This window comes from Aureliella helgolandensis (assembly GCF_007752135.1).
GTDB lineage: Bacteria > Planctomycetota > Planctomycetia > Pirellulales > Pirellulaceae > Aureliella > Aureliella helgolandensis.
The window spans coordinates 7,613,623-7,630,775 of record NZ_CP036298.1; the positions used below are offsets into that span (position 1 = coordinate 7,613,623).

Sequence of the window (17,153 nt, forward strand, 5' to 3'; positions counted from 1 at the left end):
CTACTTAGAATCTTTCCAATGAACCACTCCGACAACAATTCTTCGGTCCCCGCCGATTCCGGCGACGGTGAGTTTCGTGTTGAATTTGCATCGCGAGTTCAGCGATTACCCCCCTACATGTTCGGGCGCATCAACAACACGCTTTATCAAAAGCGACGCGCGGGCCACGATGTCATCGACTTAGGAATGGGAAATCCCTCGGATCCCCCCGAGAGAGTCGTGATGGAAAAGATGGTAGAGGCGACCTACGACGAGCGGAATCATGGATACAGCAAGTCGAATGGCCTGCTCAACCTGCGCCGAGAATTGACCAGCAAGTATTTTCGGAAGTATGGTGTTCGACTCGATCCCGACTCCGAAGCGATCGTGTGCTTGGGAAGCAAAGAGGGGTTTAGCCACATGTGCCTGGCGCTCATGGGCCCCGGCGACACCGCCATGATCCCGGCCCCGTATTTCCCCGTCCACATGTATGGGGTCGTTCTGGCCGCTGGCAACGTGGTGGCCCTCGAAGTGGCCGATAGTGAAAAATTCCTGCAGAACATCGCTTACACCTGCCAGCATTTCTATCCGCGGCCCAAATTGCTGATTATCAATTACCCGCATAATCCATCGACCGTGACGGTGGAGCAGGATTTCTTCACCGAGATCGTCAAGCTTGCTAAGCGATACAACTTCATGGTGATCAGCGATTTCGCCTACTCGGACGTCGCTTTCGATGGTTACACCCCTCCCAGCTTTCTGGCCTCCCCAGGTGCCATTGATGTAGGCGTTGAGTTTACGACGATGAGCAAGGGCTACAACATGGCGGGCTGGCGCGTCGGTTTCTGTACCGGAAATCGCGAGATGATCCGCGGACTGGCCACGATTAAAGGCTACTACGATTACGGCATGTTCCAGGCGATTCAAATCGCCGCGATTGTTGCCTTGCGAGATACGGAAGCGGCCATCGAACGCCAGTCGGAAATCTACCGAACCCGTCGCGACGCGTTGTTGGACGGATTGCACCGAATTGGATGGGAAGCGGCCACACCACGGGCAGGCATGTTCGTGTGGGCCAAAGTACCTGAGAAATGGCTACAGCGGATGAATACGCTCGACTTTGCCATGATGTTGCTTGAGGATGGCGATGTTGCCGTGAGTCCTGGCAGCGGATTCGGTCCTACGGGAGAGGGGTATCTACGCATGGCGCTCGTCGAAAACGAAAATCGGCTGCGACAAGCTGTCCGTCAGATCTCGCGTTGCCTTGAGCGTCGTGAGCAGGACTACAGCTCTGCGGCCACCCCCACTACGCCGCTCACCAAATAGCTTGGAAGATATTTCATCATTTTCAAAAATGCCTGGAATAAACCTCGGCAAATCTGAATCTATGTTGTTGTAGGTCCTCATGGGACCCTAGCGGCCAGCGGGCTGTCGATTCTCTAGCTCGCTATAACTTACAACCATTTTGGTTCAGAAGGTAAATTCATGTTGCGCAAATTCGCTTCATTGGCTTGTGTTGCTTTGATGTCGGTCGCGTTTGTTGGCTGTGGCGAAACGGCCACTTCCATGGGTGACAAGGCTAAGGAAAATGTTGATTCGGCAGCAGACGCCACCAAGGACGCTGCAGCTGACGTTGTACCTGAGGATGCTAAAGCTCACGTAGATGGCGCAGTTGATGGCGGTGCAGAAGGCACGAAGACAGCCATCGACACCGCTTCCGAAGCTGCTAAGTAAGCTAGCTGGCCAGCGCGTCACTGCAAAAAAATCACCAACGGCGGCACCATCCGGTGCCGCCGTTTTTTGCTGCGCCCCTATCTGGGCCAGCCCCCCCCCCGTAGCATGGCCCCCCGGGCCGTGTCCACCCCCTTCTCCGTAGCATGGCCCCCCCGGGCCGTGCCCCCCTCCTCCGTAGAATGCCCCCACTTTCATCCTAGGCCCACCGAGGCGCAAGCTCCGCCCCTCCCCAGAGCCCTCCCCACCATCTCACGCAACGCGGACGTGATCCCAGCCGCGTGCGTTGGTGCCCAAACCACCTTTCTCGGCGCGCGACCTCCCAGGTCCTCGTCTCCTTAGGGAACTTTCTGTCCCTCGGCGCTCTCCAAGCCCCCTGATGAGGAAGTGGATTTTCTGGTTTAGAGCATCCAGGACGATTGGGCAGACCCTACCAGTCCTGCCGAGCGTGAGGTTTTTTACACGTAGTCAGGAAAATGTTCGCTTGTGGCCCCACGATCCAGCCTGCTGTTCGTTGAAATCACAAGTTCACTAATTACAATCCAACTTCGCAGTCTTGTTTTCCTATAGTTCCTAAACCCCGCGTTCTACCCGTTCCCAACACGGCTGGAACGAAAGAAAACTGCGTCAACTTATCTGATTCTGGGTTTTAGGGCCGGTATTGGCTACCTTACCTGCTGTTTTTCCAGCGCTCCGTCGAGAGGTTATTACATGGCCGCCTGTGGTTTGTCTAAATCGCGTAAACTGTTCGCTCGCACACGCTTACAGAAACGCAGTTCCGTTAGACGCGTACTGCTGGAGACACTAGAAGCTCGCCAGTTGCTGGCGGTAGGTCCACAGCTGTTGAGCATTCAGCCCAACACGGGGGATCTACTTGAATCGGGCGACATCCTGAACACGCCCCCCAAAGAGCTAGTGTTCCGCTTCGATGACAGTACGGGAATTGATCCCAATTCGCTCGACGGAATTCGCATCGTACGCAGTGGCGACGACGGTTTGTTTGAGCGTGCGTCACGAGCCACCGATTTTGGCACCGGTGGCCAAACTCTGGTGGAATTCTACGCGCAGGAGCCTGGGCAGGCCGGTAACGGAATTGAAATTCAATTCACCAAGGTCAGTCGCAATGACACCCGTGCGCCCATTATCCGCGTCTCCGGTCGCACGATAAGCGTGGAGTTGAACTCCAATCCCACTTTAGAAACGCGGGTTGAGGACATCCTCCAGGCGTTTGCCCAAGACGGCGACTCAGCAGCCTCGGATCAGGTCTACGCCCTCCGCCTGCGCGGCTCGCAGACGATTGGGATTGGGCGCACGACCGATGCGACGCAACCATTGGTGCTGACGGGTGCCAACTCTGCCAAAGCGTCCACCGATTTTAACCAAGGGAACAATCTGCAAGTCCGATTGGTGGCCCGCGATTCTGGCAACAACGGCTTAGGGATCACCGTCTCTGTCACCGCTCGCGATCGCGGTGTCGCTGGAGCCCCCCTGGTAACGGTCAATGGCAAAGCCATTAATGTTGAGCTCAACAGCAATCCACGTTACGCCTCTACCGTTCAAGAATTTGTCGACGCTCTGAATGCCAGTGATTCGCTCTCATCCCAATTGATTGAAGCTCAACTTGTGAGCGGTGTGGGAGCAACTCGAATTGGCAACGCGCCGATCACCTATTCCCCCATGGAATTGACCGGCGTCACCGATATTGAAATCGTGCCAGCCTATGTGGGCATTGGCGATAGTGATCGCGAAGTCATCTTCCGTTTCGCCGATCCACTTCCCGATGACAACTACCGCATCGAGATCCTCGGGCAAGGCATCCGAACACTCACCAACATCAGTGGCCAGCCCTTCAACGGCGGAGCCTCGCAATCGGTAGCCTTCGAACTGAACCTGGGCGCTCAGGTCGCATCGGTTGTTCCACAGCCGGTCACCATCGATCCAGCCACCGGTGCCGTGACTTGGGACCGCACTTCGGAGATTGATGTCTACCTGAGCCCTGATCAGATGATTGACCTGTCGACCGTGTCGACCGTCAATGGTCTGTCTCTTCCTCAATTGACTGCGGAACGTGGTACGCTTTACATCCAGAACAGCGATACCATCGTCTTCACCACGGGTACCGGACAGACTGGGGTTCTCAACCCACAGTTCTACCAATTGCACAGCCCTCAAGGGACGCTAACCACAGCCGACGATCCAGCGGCTGAATTCCCAGTTCGCATTCGCTACTACCCAGAAGCCAATCGCGTCTCCTTGCGATTTTCACGAGATCTAGATCGCTATGCACCCGCTGGCGGAGAGCTGCGGCTTCGCATCGGAACCAACGAAACGGTCCCCTTGGCGCCGGCCATCGTCGATGGCTTGACGGTGGATCCATCGGACACGCTCGCGGGCGCCCAGGATTTATCCTCGGTTTGGACACCTGGCGCGGGTGGATCTCAGTCCGTCCTCATTGACTCCGAAATCAAGAACACGTCCCCATTGCTGTTGGATTTCCCTGGCGGGAGTGACGAGCCGGGCAATCGCCAGATCCAAATCCAAGACAACTTGCGCCTGGGAGCCGATTCGGTCGATGGCAGCAGCGTCATCTTCTACAACTTCCAGGGACAACTGGGCGTCCTCAATGGCTCCACACTACTGAATGCCATTACCGAAACTCAAAAACAGCGAGTGCGTGAAGTCCTAAGCCTGTACGAGCAGTACATCGGCGTACGCTTCATTGAAAGTGCGAATTTAGGAATGACCATTGGCGTTGGGGACATGCGGGCGATCGTCCCCTTCCCTGATGTTGTGGGAGGAACGACTCCCGGTGTAGCTGAGAACAACCAAGCGGGTTTCACCTTTTATGAAGCCGGCAATTTGATCAGCAATGGTCAACCTGGTACCGTGCTCGACATTCAGGACTTCAGCGACGCCGACCTAAACCAGTTCGGTGGCGAATTCATGCGAGCAGCCATGCAAGCCGTGGGCAAGTTGCTCGGGCTGGGAGATGCCGATGAGCTCCAACAGATGACGATTCAATCCTTCGCCTCGGTCTTTGCACCTGGCGTGGGAACGGAAATCGTCATGCCTGGCGATGCCGACATTTTGCATGGGCAGTACCTCTATCGCCCGGACAGTAAGGACATTGACCTCTACCAATTCAAACTACCGATCGGTGGTAAGATCAGCATTGAGGCTTTCGCGGAACGGATGAACGAAGCGAGTCTGCTGGACTCCCAGATTCGTCTCTTCCAAGAAACTCCTGACGGCTGGCAGGAAGTTGCCTCCAACAATGACCACTACAGCACCGATTCTTTCTTGGAGCTGGAGCTGGGACAGGGCAATTACATCGTCGGCGTGAGTGCCAGTGGCAATGCGACCTACGATCCGGCAATTGCCGATTCGGGAATCGGCGGGCGTAGCGAAGGTCGTTACCAGTTACGCATGGACTTCCAGCCACCGGCGGACTCCGTGCTCCGAGATGGTGACACCCAGACGGGAACCGAGTTCGATGGTGACGCCGACGGTTCACCTGGAGGGGTGTTCAATTTCTGGTTCCGTCCATCCAACGCCAGCAACACTAAGTTTGTGAACAAAGCGGCTTCGACCAGTGGCAATGGTTCACTGGCCACCCCGTACAAGAATATCAACGCCGCGCTCACCGCAGCCGTTCCTGGGGATGTGGTCCGCATCTTGGGTAATGGCGGAGCGGACAAGAATTTCGCGACCTCGACTGACAACCTCGCCTACGAGATCGGATTCGACAACTTGGGGAATGCGTTGCCTGACGGCTCGACATTCGACGTTCCCAAAGACGTTTCGGTAATGATCGATGCCGGTGCCATCTTGAAGATGCGACGTTCCCGCGTAGGCGTGGGCAGCACTTCAGTCAACGTCGATCGCAGCGCCGGCAGCTTGCTGGTTCTCGGGACACCGACCCTGCAAACGGCCTCCGGAAACATTTTGACCGATGCCAGTGGCAACGCACTTTCTGGCAGCGTCTTCTTCACGAGCCTCAACGATGCGTCACTCGGCAAAAACGCTAACCCCAACGTCGTAGGTTCGACCCCCGTTGCTGGCGATTGGGGTGGGCTCGACTTCCGCGCCCGAGTCGATGCGGCGAACCCAGCCCGTGAGAACCTGGAAGATCAGGGTATTTTCCTGAACTGGGTCAGCAATGCGGACATTCGTTACGGTGGCGGTCAAGTCGTCGTGGATGGACTGTCCCAAGTCGTCACCCCTATTCAATTGGTGGATTCGCGTCCGGCGATCATCAACAGCGACATCGTCACGAGCGCCGATGCCGCCATGAGTGCGACCCCCGACAGCTTCTTGGAAAGCAACTTCCACTCTCCCCTGGAACAAGGTGCGGTCATACCGTTCACCGTCGACTACGACCGCGTGGGCCCAGAGATCTACGGCAACCACCTCGTTGGCAATTCGATCAACGGAATGCAAATACGTGTCCGCACTCCGTCGGCAGTCGAGAAGCTCACCGTGTCGGGACGTTTTGACGACACCGACATCGTGCACTACATCCCTGAGAACCTGGAGATCCAAGGTACTCCTGGCGGAGCTTTGCAGAATGAGCAAGCTCCATCCTCCACTGGTACACGGCTTGCTAGTCAAGCGGGTGGAACACTCGGAGCGGGAAGCTACACCTACGTCTTTACGACCATCGATTCAGCGGGCAATGAAGGGCCTGCTTCGGAACCAACTCGTAGCCTATCCAAGGGCTCATCCACCGGTTCCATCGTGCTCTCCAACCTGCCGTCAGCCGTCAGCCGCATCTACCGTAGCAGTGCGAATGGCTCGGGCCCTTACATCCTAGTTGGACAACCCGCTGCTTCCGTCGGAACATTCATCGATAACGGCAGTGACCTGGGCGTCACCTTGGTCAACCGCCTCCCATCGGTGTCTGCCAGACTGGATGCCCGTCTAACCATCGATCCAGGAATCGTGGTCAAGAGTCAAGGCGCTCGCATTGACGTGCAAACAGGCGGTCAATTGATCGCAGAGGGTACCGATGGCAATCCCGTCGTGTTCACTTCGCTAAATGACAATCGCTACGGAGCTGGCGGCACCTTTGATACGGCCAACCGAGCTGGAACTCAAGCGGCAGCGGCTGGGGATTGGGGTGGCATCTATGTGGGGCACACCTCCAAAGCCAGTTTGGACTATGCAGTGATTGCCTTTGGTGGTGGTACGACTCGCGTCGAAGGTGGCTTCTCCGATTTCTCTGCGATTGAAGTGCACCAAGCGGATCTACGACTTACCCACAGTCGCATCGAACTGAATGCCAATGGATCGACCACTACAACGGACGAAGACCGTGGTGGCCGCGGAACCAACTCCGCATCCACCATCTTCATTCGCGCTGCTCAGCCGATCATTGTTGACAACACGATCATCAACAATGCCGGGCCAGCCGTGAGTGCTAATGTCAGCGCTTTGAACAACATCGCGACCGAAGACTACGGCCGCAGCACGGGCCTGAGCCAACGCTACGAACTGGGCACTGGCAACCACGGCCCCTTGATCGCTGAAAACCGTCTAGACAACAACGGTATTAACGGCATGGTTGTCCGCGGCGGCTCTTTGACAACCGAAGGCATCTGGGACGACACAAGCATCGTGCACGTAGTCCAGGACGAAATCACCGTCAACGACTACCACAGCTACGGTGGCCTGCGTCTGAACAGCTCCAGCAACCAGAGCTTGGTCGTCAAACTCTCTGGAGTCGATGCGGGCTTTACCGCTACCGGCACTCCTCTGGACAATGCCAATCGCATTGGTGGATCGGTGCAAATCATCGGACAGCCTGGCTTCCCAGTCATTCTGACGAGTCTGAATGACAATACCGTCGGAGCCGGTTTTGACCTACTGGGAAATGTACAGTCCAGCACCAACAATGGCGTGGCCACCGCGCCCGCTGCAGGTGATTGGCGGAGCATTCTTCTGGAAACCTACAGCAACGATCGCAATGTGAGCATCGTCAGTGAGTCGGAATCCACCATCACGACAGCTCCACGTACGAACGAAACGCCCTCCAAGGGACAGTACCTAGGCGCGCTAGCGGAAAATCTGAAGGCGGGAGACGAAAACAATCGCCTAGGCTTCCAGATCCAAGGCGTGATCGCAGCCCCGAGCGATGTGGACGTCTATACCTTCACCGCCAAGGCGGGAACCGAAGTTTGGTTGGATATCGATCGCACGGACAACTCGCTCGATACCGTGGTCGAATTGGTAGATGCCAATGGCAACACATTGGCTCTGTCGGATAATTCGCTGTCCGAAGAAAGCAATCCAAGTTCCCTGTTTGTTTCGCCACAGCTTTCGAGCGTGTCGGTCAATCCACTGCGGTCCAGCGCTCCGGAACTGTACTACAGCAGTGCTCAAGGAACGCCTAAGGATCTCTTCAGCACCAACCCCAAAGATGCTGGCCTACGCGTTAGTTTGCCTGGTCAACCGGGAACCAGCAATCTGTACCACATCCGAGTGCGCAGCAGCAATCTCACCACAGCGGACAGCCTCCTAACGCCAGCCGAGCAGATGGCGAAGCTGACGGATGCTGGCAAGGTGACTCAGGGTGTCACTAGCGGCAATTACCAGTTGCAGGTCCGCCTGACGGAAATCGACGAAGTCCCAGGATCAAGCATTAGCTATGCTGACATCCGCTATGCTCAGACCGGCATTCGCCTGGTGGGCGTGCCTGGCAACTCTCCCCTCTTGGGTGAAAATGCTGAAGTTGAAGCCAACAATAATGCCTTTGCTGGAGCTCAAGCTCTCGGGAACTTGCTGCAAACGAATCGTCAGGCAATCAGCGTTGCTGGGAACCTGGACTCGAACACCGACGTCGACTGGTTCTCGTTTGATATCGACTATCAAAGCATTCGACCAACATCAATCCGCGAATACTTCTCCACCATCCTGGACGTGGATTACGCCAATGGCATTGGCCGTCCAGACACGTCAATGTACGTTTTCAATGCAAACGGCTCGCTAATCCTAGGTGGCTTGGGGAGCAACGTGGTGGACGATCAAGCTAGCCCATTGAACGCAGCTGGCAATGCAGACCTATCTCGTGGGTCAGCCGGCAATCTAGACCCCTACGTGGGCACTTATGAGCTGCCAGCTGGTCGATACTTTGTAGCCATGACCAACAGCAGCCGCATGCCTGAAGTCATTGACCAATTCACGAACCCCACCTCCACAACTCCTCTGCTCCGCTTGCAGCCGATTGAAAGCATTCAGCTCATCGCGGAAGAGCATGTGGGCTTCAACGGTGGCTCCACCGCCAATGCCCCGATAATTCCAGACTTGTTTACCCCCACGGCCGAAGTGGAATATGGACTGGGAGATTTGATCCTCTATGTCAGTCGTGATCCTGGCGCATTGGATTCGTCCCAGACACAAATCTTCACGGTGAATCCATTTACCGGTGAACGCCAACTCGGCTTCAATAGCACTCAGAACTTTGACGTTCAAGACATTGCATTTCGCGACAATGGCGAACTGCGAGCCTTCGACCGCGCGGTGCTGGGTGGGGTAACAGGCGACCTTGATAACTTGGTCGATTACATCACCGTGGATACCGGCACGGGAGGATTCACCGTCACCGGCGCATCGGGCATGCAGACGTTCCACCAGGAAACGGATACTGCCACGCCACCGGTCACCACTGCGGTGGACAGCGACGACGCGATGAATCCAGAAGCGATTACCTTCGGCACCGTTTTGGGACAAGAGCGCGGCTACTTTGTCGGCAACCGTCCTACGCCTGCCGGAATTGCCCCCGCATTCTATGGCCCTCCTCAATCCTTGGCCAATGTCGGCACGACCCGGCCTGGGCCTAGCTACTTCACCAACATTCTCTATGAGTTCGACGAGAACACTGGTGCAGCAATCAGCAACGGCAACGACAAAACAGGTGCCGCCCAAGGTGCCGACGCAGGCACCGCAGTCCGCGAACGGGGTTACATCGAAACTCGAGATTTGAGCGGCAATCAATCGACCTTGCTGGTCACCACGGAAACGACCAGCTCGGCGGGTGGACAAGCGGCATTCTCGATTCGAGATGGCAACACGTTCACTCTGGTAGACCGCACGACGGGTGTTCCCTTCAACCTCAATTTCGAATTTGACTTCGGCCCCGAGGCGCGTATCAACTACGACCCTCTCACAGCCAGGTCGATCCGAGATGAGATGCAATTCATCGTCGATGGGGCACTCTACGAGTTCGATACGGGATCGGTCTTGGTGGTAGATGCACTAAACGGTGCCGGTATTGCCGACAGTTCGACCGTTCGCATCCAAAATGCCGCTGGCACCGAAGTCGTCTTTGAATTCGACAACAATGGCTCGGTGAACGGTGTGGGCAATGTAGCGATTCCGTACCAGATCGGTTCATCGCAAGCAGTCCTAGTACGCGCTTTAGCGGAAGCCATCTCTTTCCAGCCTGGCTTCGGAGTTCAAGCCGAGTATGTCGCCGGTTCCAACCGAATCTCTTTGATTGGCGCCTCCGATACCGAACCCGCTGTGCTTACAGGCAGTGGCATCTCCCTCAGCGGCAACTTGGGAGTTTCCGATCCTGCAGCGGTGCGAATTCCGATCTCGGAAGCAGCCACCGAACGGCAGTTGGTCGATGCAATCACTCAAGCCATGCCAGGCAATATTGCCGTCTCGTACGAATCGGGGCGCATCAACTTCTCCGGAGCCCTGACCGCTGATTTCCAAGATCTAGCAAGCACCGGCATCTTTGTTGATCAAGGCAGCAGCGGAGCCACCCGTCCCGGTTTCATCGTGATTAAGGCCCTGGCAACAGACACCGCGGAGACGACCGCATCGCGCATCGCTACGGCCATCAACGACCTCGGTACAGTCGGCCTGTCGGCAACCACCAGTGGTGACAATGTCCAGCTTTTCGGTGCAACCATCGGCAACGCCGGACCACTCTCCGCTGCAGGCATCGCACCCGGTGGACTAGTAACGGGCATCGCGACGATTGGCAATACTCTTTACGCGGTTAGCGATGCAGGTGGACTGTATCAAGTCAATTCACCGAGCTCGACGCGTACTGGCAACATCGCGACCTATGTGCAGAGCTCCTATGATTTGGTCGGCATTCAGTTCACCGGCTTGGTCGCCGGACCGTCGGCGACGCGCAATGATGCAGGCTTCACTCCAGGGGCTCGTTTGGACGGTGGAACCGATCTGACCGGTGGCACTCAAGTTCTGTTCGGCATCGATGTGAATGGAGTTGTTTACGCGTTCAATACCAGCGGGCAACTGCAACCGGTATTTGCCAACGGTGCAACGAGTGTGGCTACCGGACTCAGCGGCGCCAACGGCTTGGCACTCGCTCCGCTTCAAACCAATCCTTGGACAGTTACTACCGGCAGCGACAACACGAATCGCGAGGGAGACGCTGGCCACGGCCTGCCCGTTACGCCGAATGGTACGCGGTTCCCGAACCAGGATGGCGGCAGTAGCTTCTACTTCGGCGATAGCCGAGCGGGCAATCCCAACTACAATTTCGCTGGCGGTGCAGCCGGGGCCATTGAAAGCGTTCCCTTCAGTCTGGCGGGACTGAGTGCAGGCGACCTACCGACCTTGTACTTCAACTACTTCCTGGAGACAGAGAATTCGGACAGTTTCCCGGGCAACAACATGGAAGACGCCTTCCGCGTCTACGCCTCAGGAGAAGACGGCAACTGGGTACTGTTGGCAACGAACGATGCCGCCCGCGACGACACCGAGCGACAGGAACTGTTCGACAACACGGGCACATGGCGTCAAGCACGCCTTTCCCTGGACGCTCTGGCAGGTCAAGAAAATGTCAAGTTGCGGATTGAATTCTCAACCGCTGGCGGATTCGGCTACGGGCTGCAAGGCGGACGCGGGGCTGAGATCCGCACGCTGGCGGGCAGCCGTCTGACCGATGGCGAAAGCTTGCAGATTGGCGGACAACGCTTCGAAATCGAAATGGGACCAACGCTGACCCTCCCCGGTGGCTCGGCGCTGACCAGTGGCGACAGTATCACGATCGAAGGCAATCGATACGTCTTCAGCGATGGTACCGGTGCGGCTGTCCTAGCACCTGACATCGCTGTGCCCTTCGCCGCAACCGACAGCTCGGAAGACATCGCCAACGCACTGCGCGCAGCCATTCAAAGTGTGCCTGCCGTCGCCACGATCAAGGGAGGTCTCAGTTTCTCGACCGAGAGCAACGAGATCATTTCCAATGCCACCATCATCAACTCCAACGGACAATCGGTGCGATTGGTTGGTAGTGGCACGATCGGAGACAATACGACCATTGCCGACCCAGCCACCGACGTGGACTTAGTCCGCATCGAAGTCCCTGCCGGGGCAACCGTCAACATTCGTGTTAACGCCGCTGCAATCGGCAGCCCGCTCGATTCCTACCTGCGAGTCTTCGACGAGCAGGGAGTTGAAATCGCAGCCAACGACAACGGAGCCGGTGGTTCGGATAGCTTGCTGTCCTTTGCCCCAAGCGAAGCTGGCGTTTACTTCGTCGGCGTCAGTGGTTCCGGCAACGACGCGTACAACCCTGCACTGGCTGGAACTGCGGTTGCAGCCAGCATGGGCGCCTACGAAATGCAGATCGACATTCTGCGTCAGGTCAATCCGATCGTGACCAACAATCGGATCCAGTTGCTCGGTGCTTCCGCAGTTCGCGTCAATAGCGGCAACGCAATCGTCCTGCAAGGTGCGGAAGGCACGAACGGCTTACCAATTCGCGTTTCCGCCGACATGACTACTGAAGAGGTAGCATTGGCCCTGCAGCAAGCTGTTGCAGATCACTTCGCCAATGGCGTCACTAGTGTTTACAAGCTGCGTGGCGGTGACACGCTCGACATGACCGGACTGACGGTTACCGATGCTGGTCCATTCGGGGTGACTCAATCCTTTGTAGGCGACCAAACGGGTGCTTTCAACAGCACGTCACGCGCCCAGAATAACAACTTCGAAGGTGTGTACGTTGATGACATCATCATCGGAATTGCCGGTCGTGGTGAAATGGTCTTGGGGGACACTGGCAACAACACCAACTTCGTTGCCGATCCTGACGCTACCAACCAGATCCTAACCGGCCCTTACCAACTCGAGATCCGCGGAGGGGATGCCTACGGAATTCCGACAACCACTGGTTTCGTGATCACCGATAGCTTCACGCCCGATTCGCGACAAGCTCCCGGATTGGCCATCCAATTCAACGATGCTTCCAGCATGATTGCTGGTGACACCTTTACGGTCAGCGATGGCCCGCGATTGGTCACGTTCGAAATGGACGATGTCAACGACACGCGTCCGGTTTCCGCTGGTAACATTGCACTGCCATTCAATACGGCCGTGGTCAATGCACTCACCGGTGGAACTACGAGCGAGACTGGCAATCAGATCGCCGCTCGATTCCGTGACCTTCTGAATTCCAGCGTCGTTCAGCAGAAGATCAGCGTCGCTGGAAATCTAGTCAACAACGATCGCACTGGAGCCAGCAGCGATACGGTGGTCCTCATCGGCAATGCGTCGACCGTGGTCCCCCTGTCGATTGGTACGAAGATCGTCAGCAATGGCACCGGTGCTCAGAATCGCGAACGCCCACAAGGCCAGATTGTGATCAACGGTACTCGCGTCAGCAACTCGACCGACTTTGGTATCGACATCGCGGCAGCACCACGTGATCCAGTCACCAATGCACCGCTCACCGGCTCTCCACGCAACACCGTGACGCTCAACCAAGAGCGACTAGCTCCTGGTGCCGTCGTTATGAACAGCGAGCTTCTGTTCAATGGACAAGGTGGAATTAGCGTCTCGGGTGACACCGCGGGTGCTGGCATACCACCGGCTGCTGTCCCGTTTGTTCGCTTGGTCAACAACACGGTGATTGGCGGTTCGGTCACAGCGGTTACCGATTTAACTCCAGAGATCTTCAACAACCAGATCTTTGACTTGGGGGCCTTGGCCTTTGCCGATGCCGTCGTCAGCTACAATCCATCGATTGTCGGTGGTCCCGCTCCGCTGACGGGCCTCGACGTGGCAACCGACGCCCTAGGTGTACCCGATTTCAGCGGTACCGGAGAACCAGTAGCCGGGGAAGGCGCGGTCAGTCTCGGTCGCGGTGGAACCATCACCCTCGAATTCCAAGATAACTTCCTAACGGGATCGAACGACGCTAGCCCAGACTTGATGATCTTCGAGGTCAGAGATTCTGAGGAAGTGCTCGTTGAAATCAGTGCCGATGGCACCAACTTCACCTCGGTGGGTCGCGCATCCGCCGCCCTCCCAACCATCAACATCGATGCCTTTGGATTCAATTCCAACTCACGTATCGCTTTCGTGAGACTCACCGATGTGAGCACTCAGGGAGCCCAAACTGGCGATTCCGTCGGGGCCGATATCGACGCAGTAGGAGCCCTTACCAGCGTGGCCGCTGACATCTATGTCGGCGGGGGAACCGGGATATCTGTAACCAGTAACTCCACGGCCACTCTGCTGAACAATGTGGTTGTCAATACGTCGACGGGCATCAATGTCGACAACTCCAGTGCCTCAACGGTCGTGGGCGGCACGGTGTTCCAACGCAACACATCCAACGTTGCGGGCTCGGCAACCATCGGGCAATTCCCCAACATGGTTGGTGCTAACGTCCCCATGTTTGTCGACATCGCCGCAGGCAATTTGTACCCTGCCCCATCCTCGCCGCTGATCGACAGCTCGATTGATTCGCTACAGGATCGGCCATCGATCGTAGCAGTCAAGGCTCCGCTAGGCCTAGCGACCTCACCAATCCAAGCTCCTCGCTCGGACATCAACGGTCAATTGCGAGTTGACGATCCAGCCGTGGAAACTCCCTCCGGCCTGGGCGAGAATGTGTTCAAGGATCGGGGTGCTCAAGATCGTGCGGACTTTGTTGGCCCATCCGTTGTCATGACCAATCCGGTCGACAATGATCTCGCCGGACAGGATCGCAATCCATCCGATTCCATCGTGGAACTGTCCAACGTTTCACTTCGCTACTTCGACATCCAAATGTTTGACGGCCTAGAGCCAACAGACCCAAACCGTGGTGCTGGCATCGACCACAGCACGGTTACCGGATCATCCGTCTTGGTCTACCGAGATGGAGTTCCCTTGGTTGAAGGAGTCAATTACACGTTCGGATACGATTCGACCAACGGTGTCATTCGCTTGACACCGCTCACGGGTGTTTGGCCTTCCGAGTCGGTTTACACCGTGCGGTTCGTCAATACCACTGAGTCTGCTATCGTCGCGCAAGCCGCCAACGCTTACCAAGACGGAGATACCTTCGACATCTTGGATACGACCGGCAGTCGCACTTCGTTTGAGTTCGATCTAGGTTATCTGCTGACCGTTCCCGCGGGCGACGATGTGACTCCTCCAGTTGTGGATGGCACGAAATTCGTCCTCGACGACGGTTCCCGCCGCTTGACGTTCGAGTTCGATAGCAACGGCGTAGTCTCGGCCGACACCACCACCATTGCGATTGGCACCGCGCCAACCGCAGAGAGTGTGGCTAGGGCGATGGAAAACGCGATTAACAATTCGGGACTTAGTGTCACCGTTTCTGAAATCGCTGCCGGCCAACTCCAAATCCAAGGCAGTCGTCTCACTCAGCTCGATCCTCAGGACAGCGGTTTGACGGTCGTCGGACAACCTGGCGTACGCACTGCCTTCGGAATTCAAATTCCGCTCGAAGCTGGCGTGCCAGCCGGAGTGGATGATGGGCAGTTCTTCGTGGTCGATCGCAGTGGCTCTCCCGTGGTCTTTGAACTCGATACCAACGGGATCACACAACCCGATACCATCCCAGTCCGGTTTTCGGCGGGTGGCTCGGCTGCAGACATTGGTCAGGCCTTGGTAGACGCAATCAACTCGGCCGCCCTGGGGCTTAGCCCCACCTATGCGGGTGACGGATTGATCACACTCGGTGGTGACGCCAACACATCGCTCGACATGACGGGAACAACACTGACCCAATCGGGACTCGCCGCTCAACCGGCTGCGATCGCAATTGCTCTGTCGGCAGACCCCAACGTGTCAGCTTCCGACGTCGCATCTGCGATTGAACAAGCGATTGATGCTGAGAACATCACCGGTATCACCACCACCCAGTTCGGTGGTCGGGTTATCTTAGAAGGTGCCTCGGGCGTAGCTGGTGTGGGTGCTGGAACGATCGGTTCGATTCAAGACTTGGCAGGCAACCCGCTCAAGTCGAACCAACTGGACGGTTCCACAACGCTGACAATCGTCCTCGGCGAAGGCCTCGACTACGGTGACGCTCCGGCTCCCTACAAGTCAACGAAGGCAGAGGGCGGCCCAAGCCATACGGTTGTCTCCGGCCTGAGCTTGGGAGCCACCGTTTCGGTCGATGCAGATGCCAAATTGACCAATGCCGACAATGACGATGGCCTAACCTTCACCTCCACCATCTACAGTGCGTTCAGTGCTGACGGAGTCATCACCGTCAACAACACGACAGGTAAGGCTGGATACGTTTCACTTTGGATCGACTTCAATGGTGATGGAAACTTCGCCAACTCGGAGCGGATCCTCGCGGCTGAGCAGGTCACCGGTTCGACAGTGCCCTTTACCTTCTCGATTCCCGAGGGGCTCACAACTGGCGAAACCTATGCTCGCGTGCGTTTGAGCACGGACGCCAGCTCCATCACATCGCCCACGGGGACTTCACCTGATGGCGAAGTGGAAGATCACTTGATCACGCTGGAAGGCAATCCCTATCAAAACCAACGAGTGCTGCTTGGCACTGGCGGAACAAATGTCGGAAATCTGGACGTCAGCAATGATGGTTTCATCTCGCCCATCGATGTTTTGCAAGTGATCACGTACCTCAATTCGGGTCGCCCCAACCAGCTAACCCTCCCTGTAAACACCGACTTCCAGTTCCTGGACGTCAATGGTGACGGAGTAGTGGCCCCCATTGATGCGTTGGTAGTGATTAACTACCTCAACTCTCTCTCACCAGTCGTGGGAGGAGAGGGTGAAGGCGAGGGAGAAGCAGGTTCGACGAGCACGGAGATTCAAACGGTGCTGGCAAGTGATTGGGCACCAGGCCTGGAGACGAGGCTGGCGTCCCCCACCACTCCGGAACGCTCGGAGCTAGCCCAAGATGCGGTCAATGACTTGGCACTGCTGGATAGCGAAGAGGACGACTCAGCCGCCTACTTGGCCGCCGCCAGCCAATCCGCACTGGATTCGCTGGACTCCGTCTGGGCGGAACTCGACAGCGATGACGCTGACGATTCGCTAGTCGGAGACGATTCGCTCTCCGCGAAACTGCTCAGCGATCTACTGGGATAAGACTGTTTTTTGCAGCTAGCCCAGACCTACCACCAACCCGTTTACTTTTCCACACAACCAAGCCTAGGCTTGGTTGTGTGCGTTATCCCCTCAAC

The 17,153-nt window shown here is 56.7% G+C and carries 3 protein-coding genes; all 3 read left to right on the forward strand.

Annotated elements, in window-relative coordinates; all coding sequences use genetic code 11:
* Positions 1-18: 18 nt before the first annotated feature.
* Positions 19-1,305, forward strand: coding sequence for an aminotransferase class I/II-fold pyridoxal phosphate-dependent enzyme (locus Q31a_RS26915; protein WP_145085084.1), 1,287 nt, complete (start codon positions 19-21; stop codon positions 1,303-1,305).
* 159 nt (positions 1,306-1,464) lie between these two features.
* Complete coding sequence (locus Q31a_RS26920) at positions 1,465-1,713, forward strand: hypothetical protein (protein WP_145085087.1); 249 nt, start codon at positions 1,465-1,467, stop codon at positions 1,711-1,713.
* Positions 1,714-2,421: 708 nt separating this feature from the next.
* On the forward strand, positions 2,422-17,058 hold the full coding sequence (locus tag Q31a_RS26925) for a GEVED domain-containing protein (RefSeq protein WP_145085090.1): 14,637 nt from the start codon (positions 2,422-2,424) through the stop codon (positions 17,056-17,058).
* Positions 17,059-17,153: the final 95 nt, after the last annotated feature.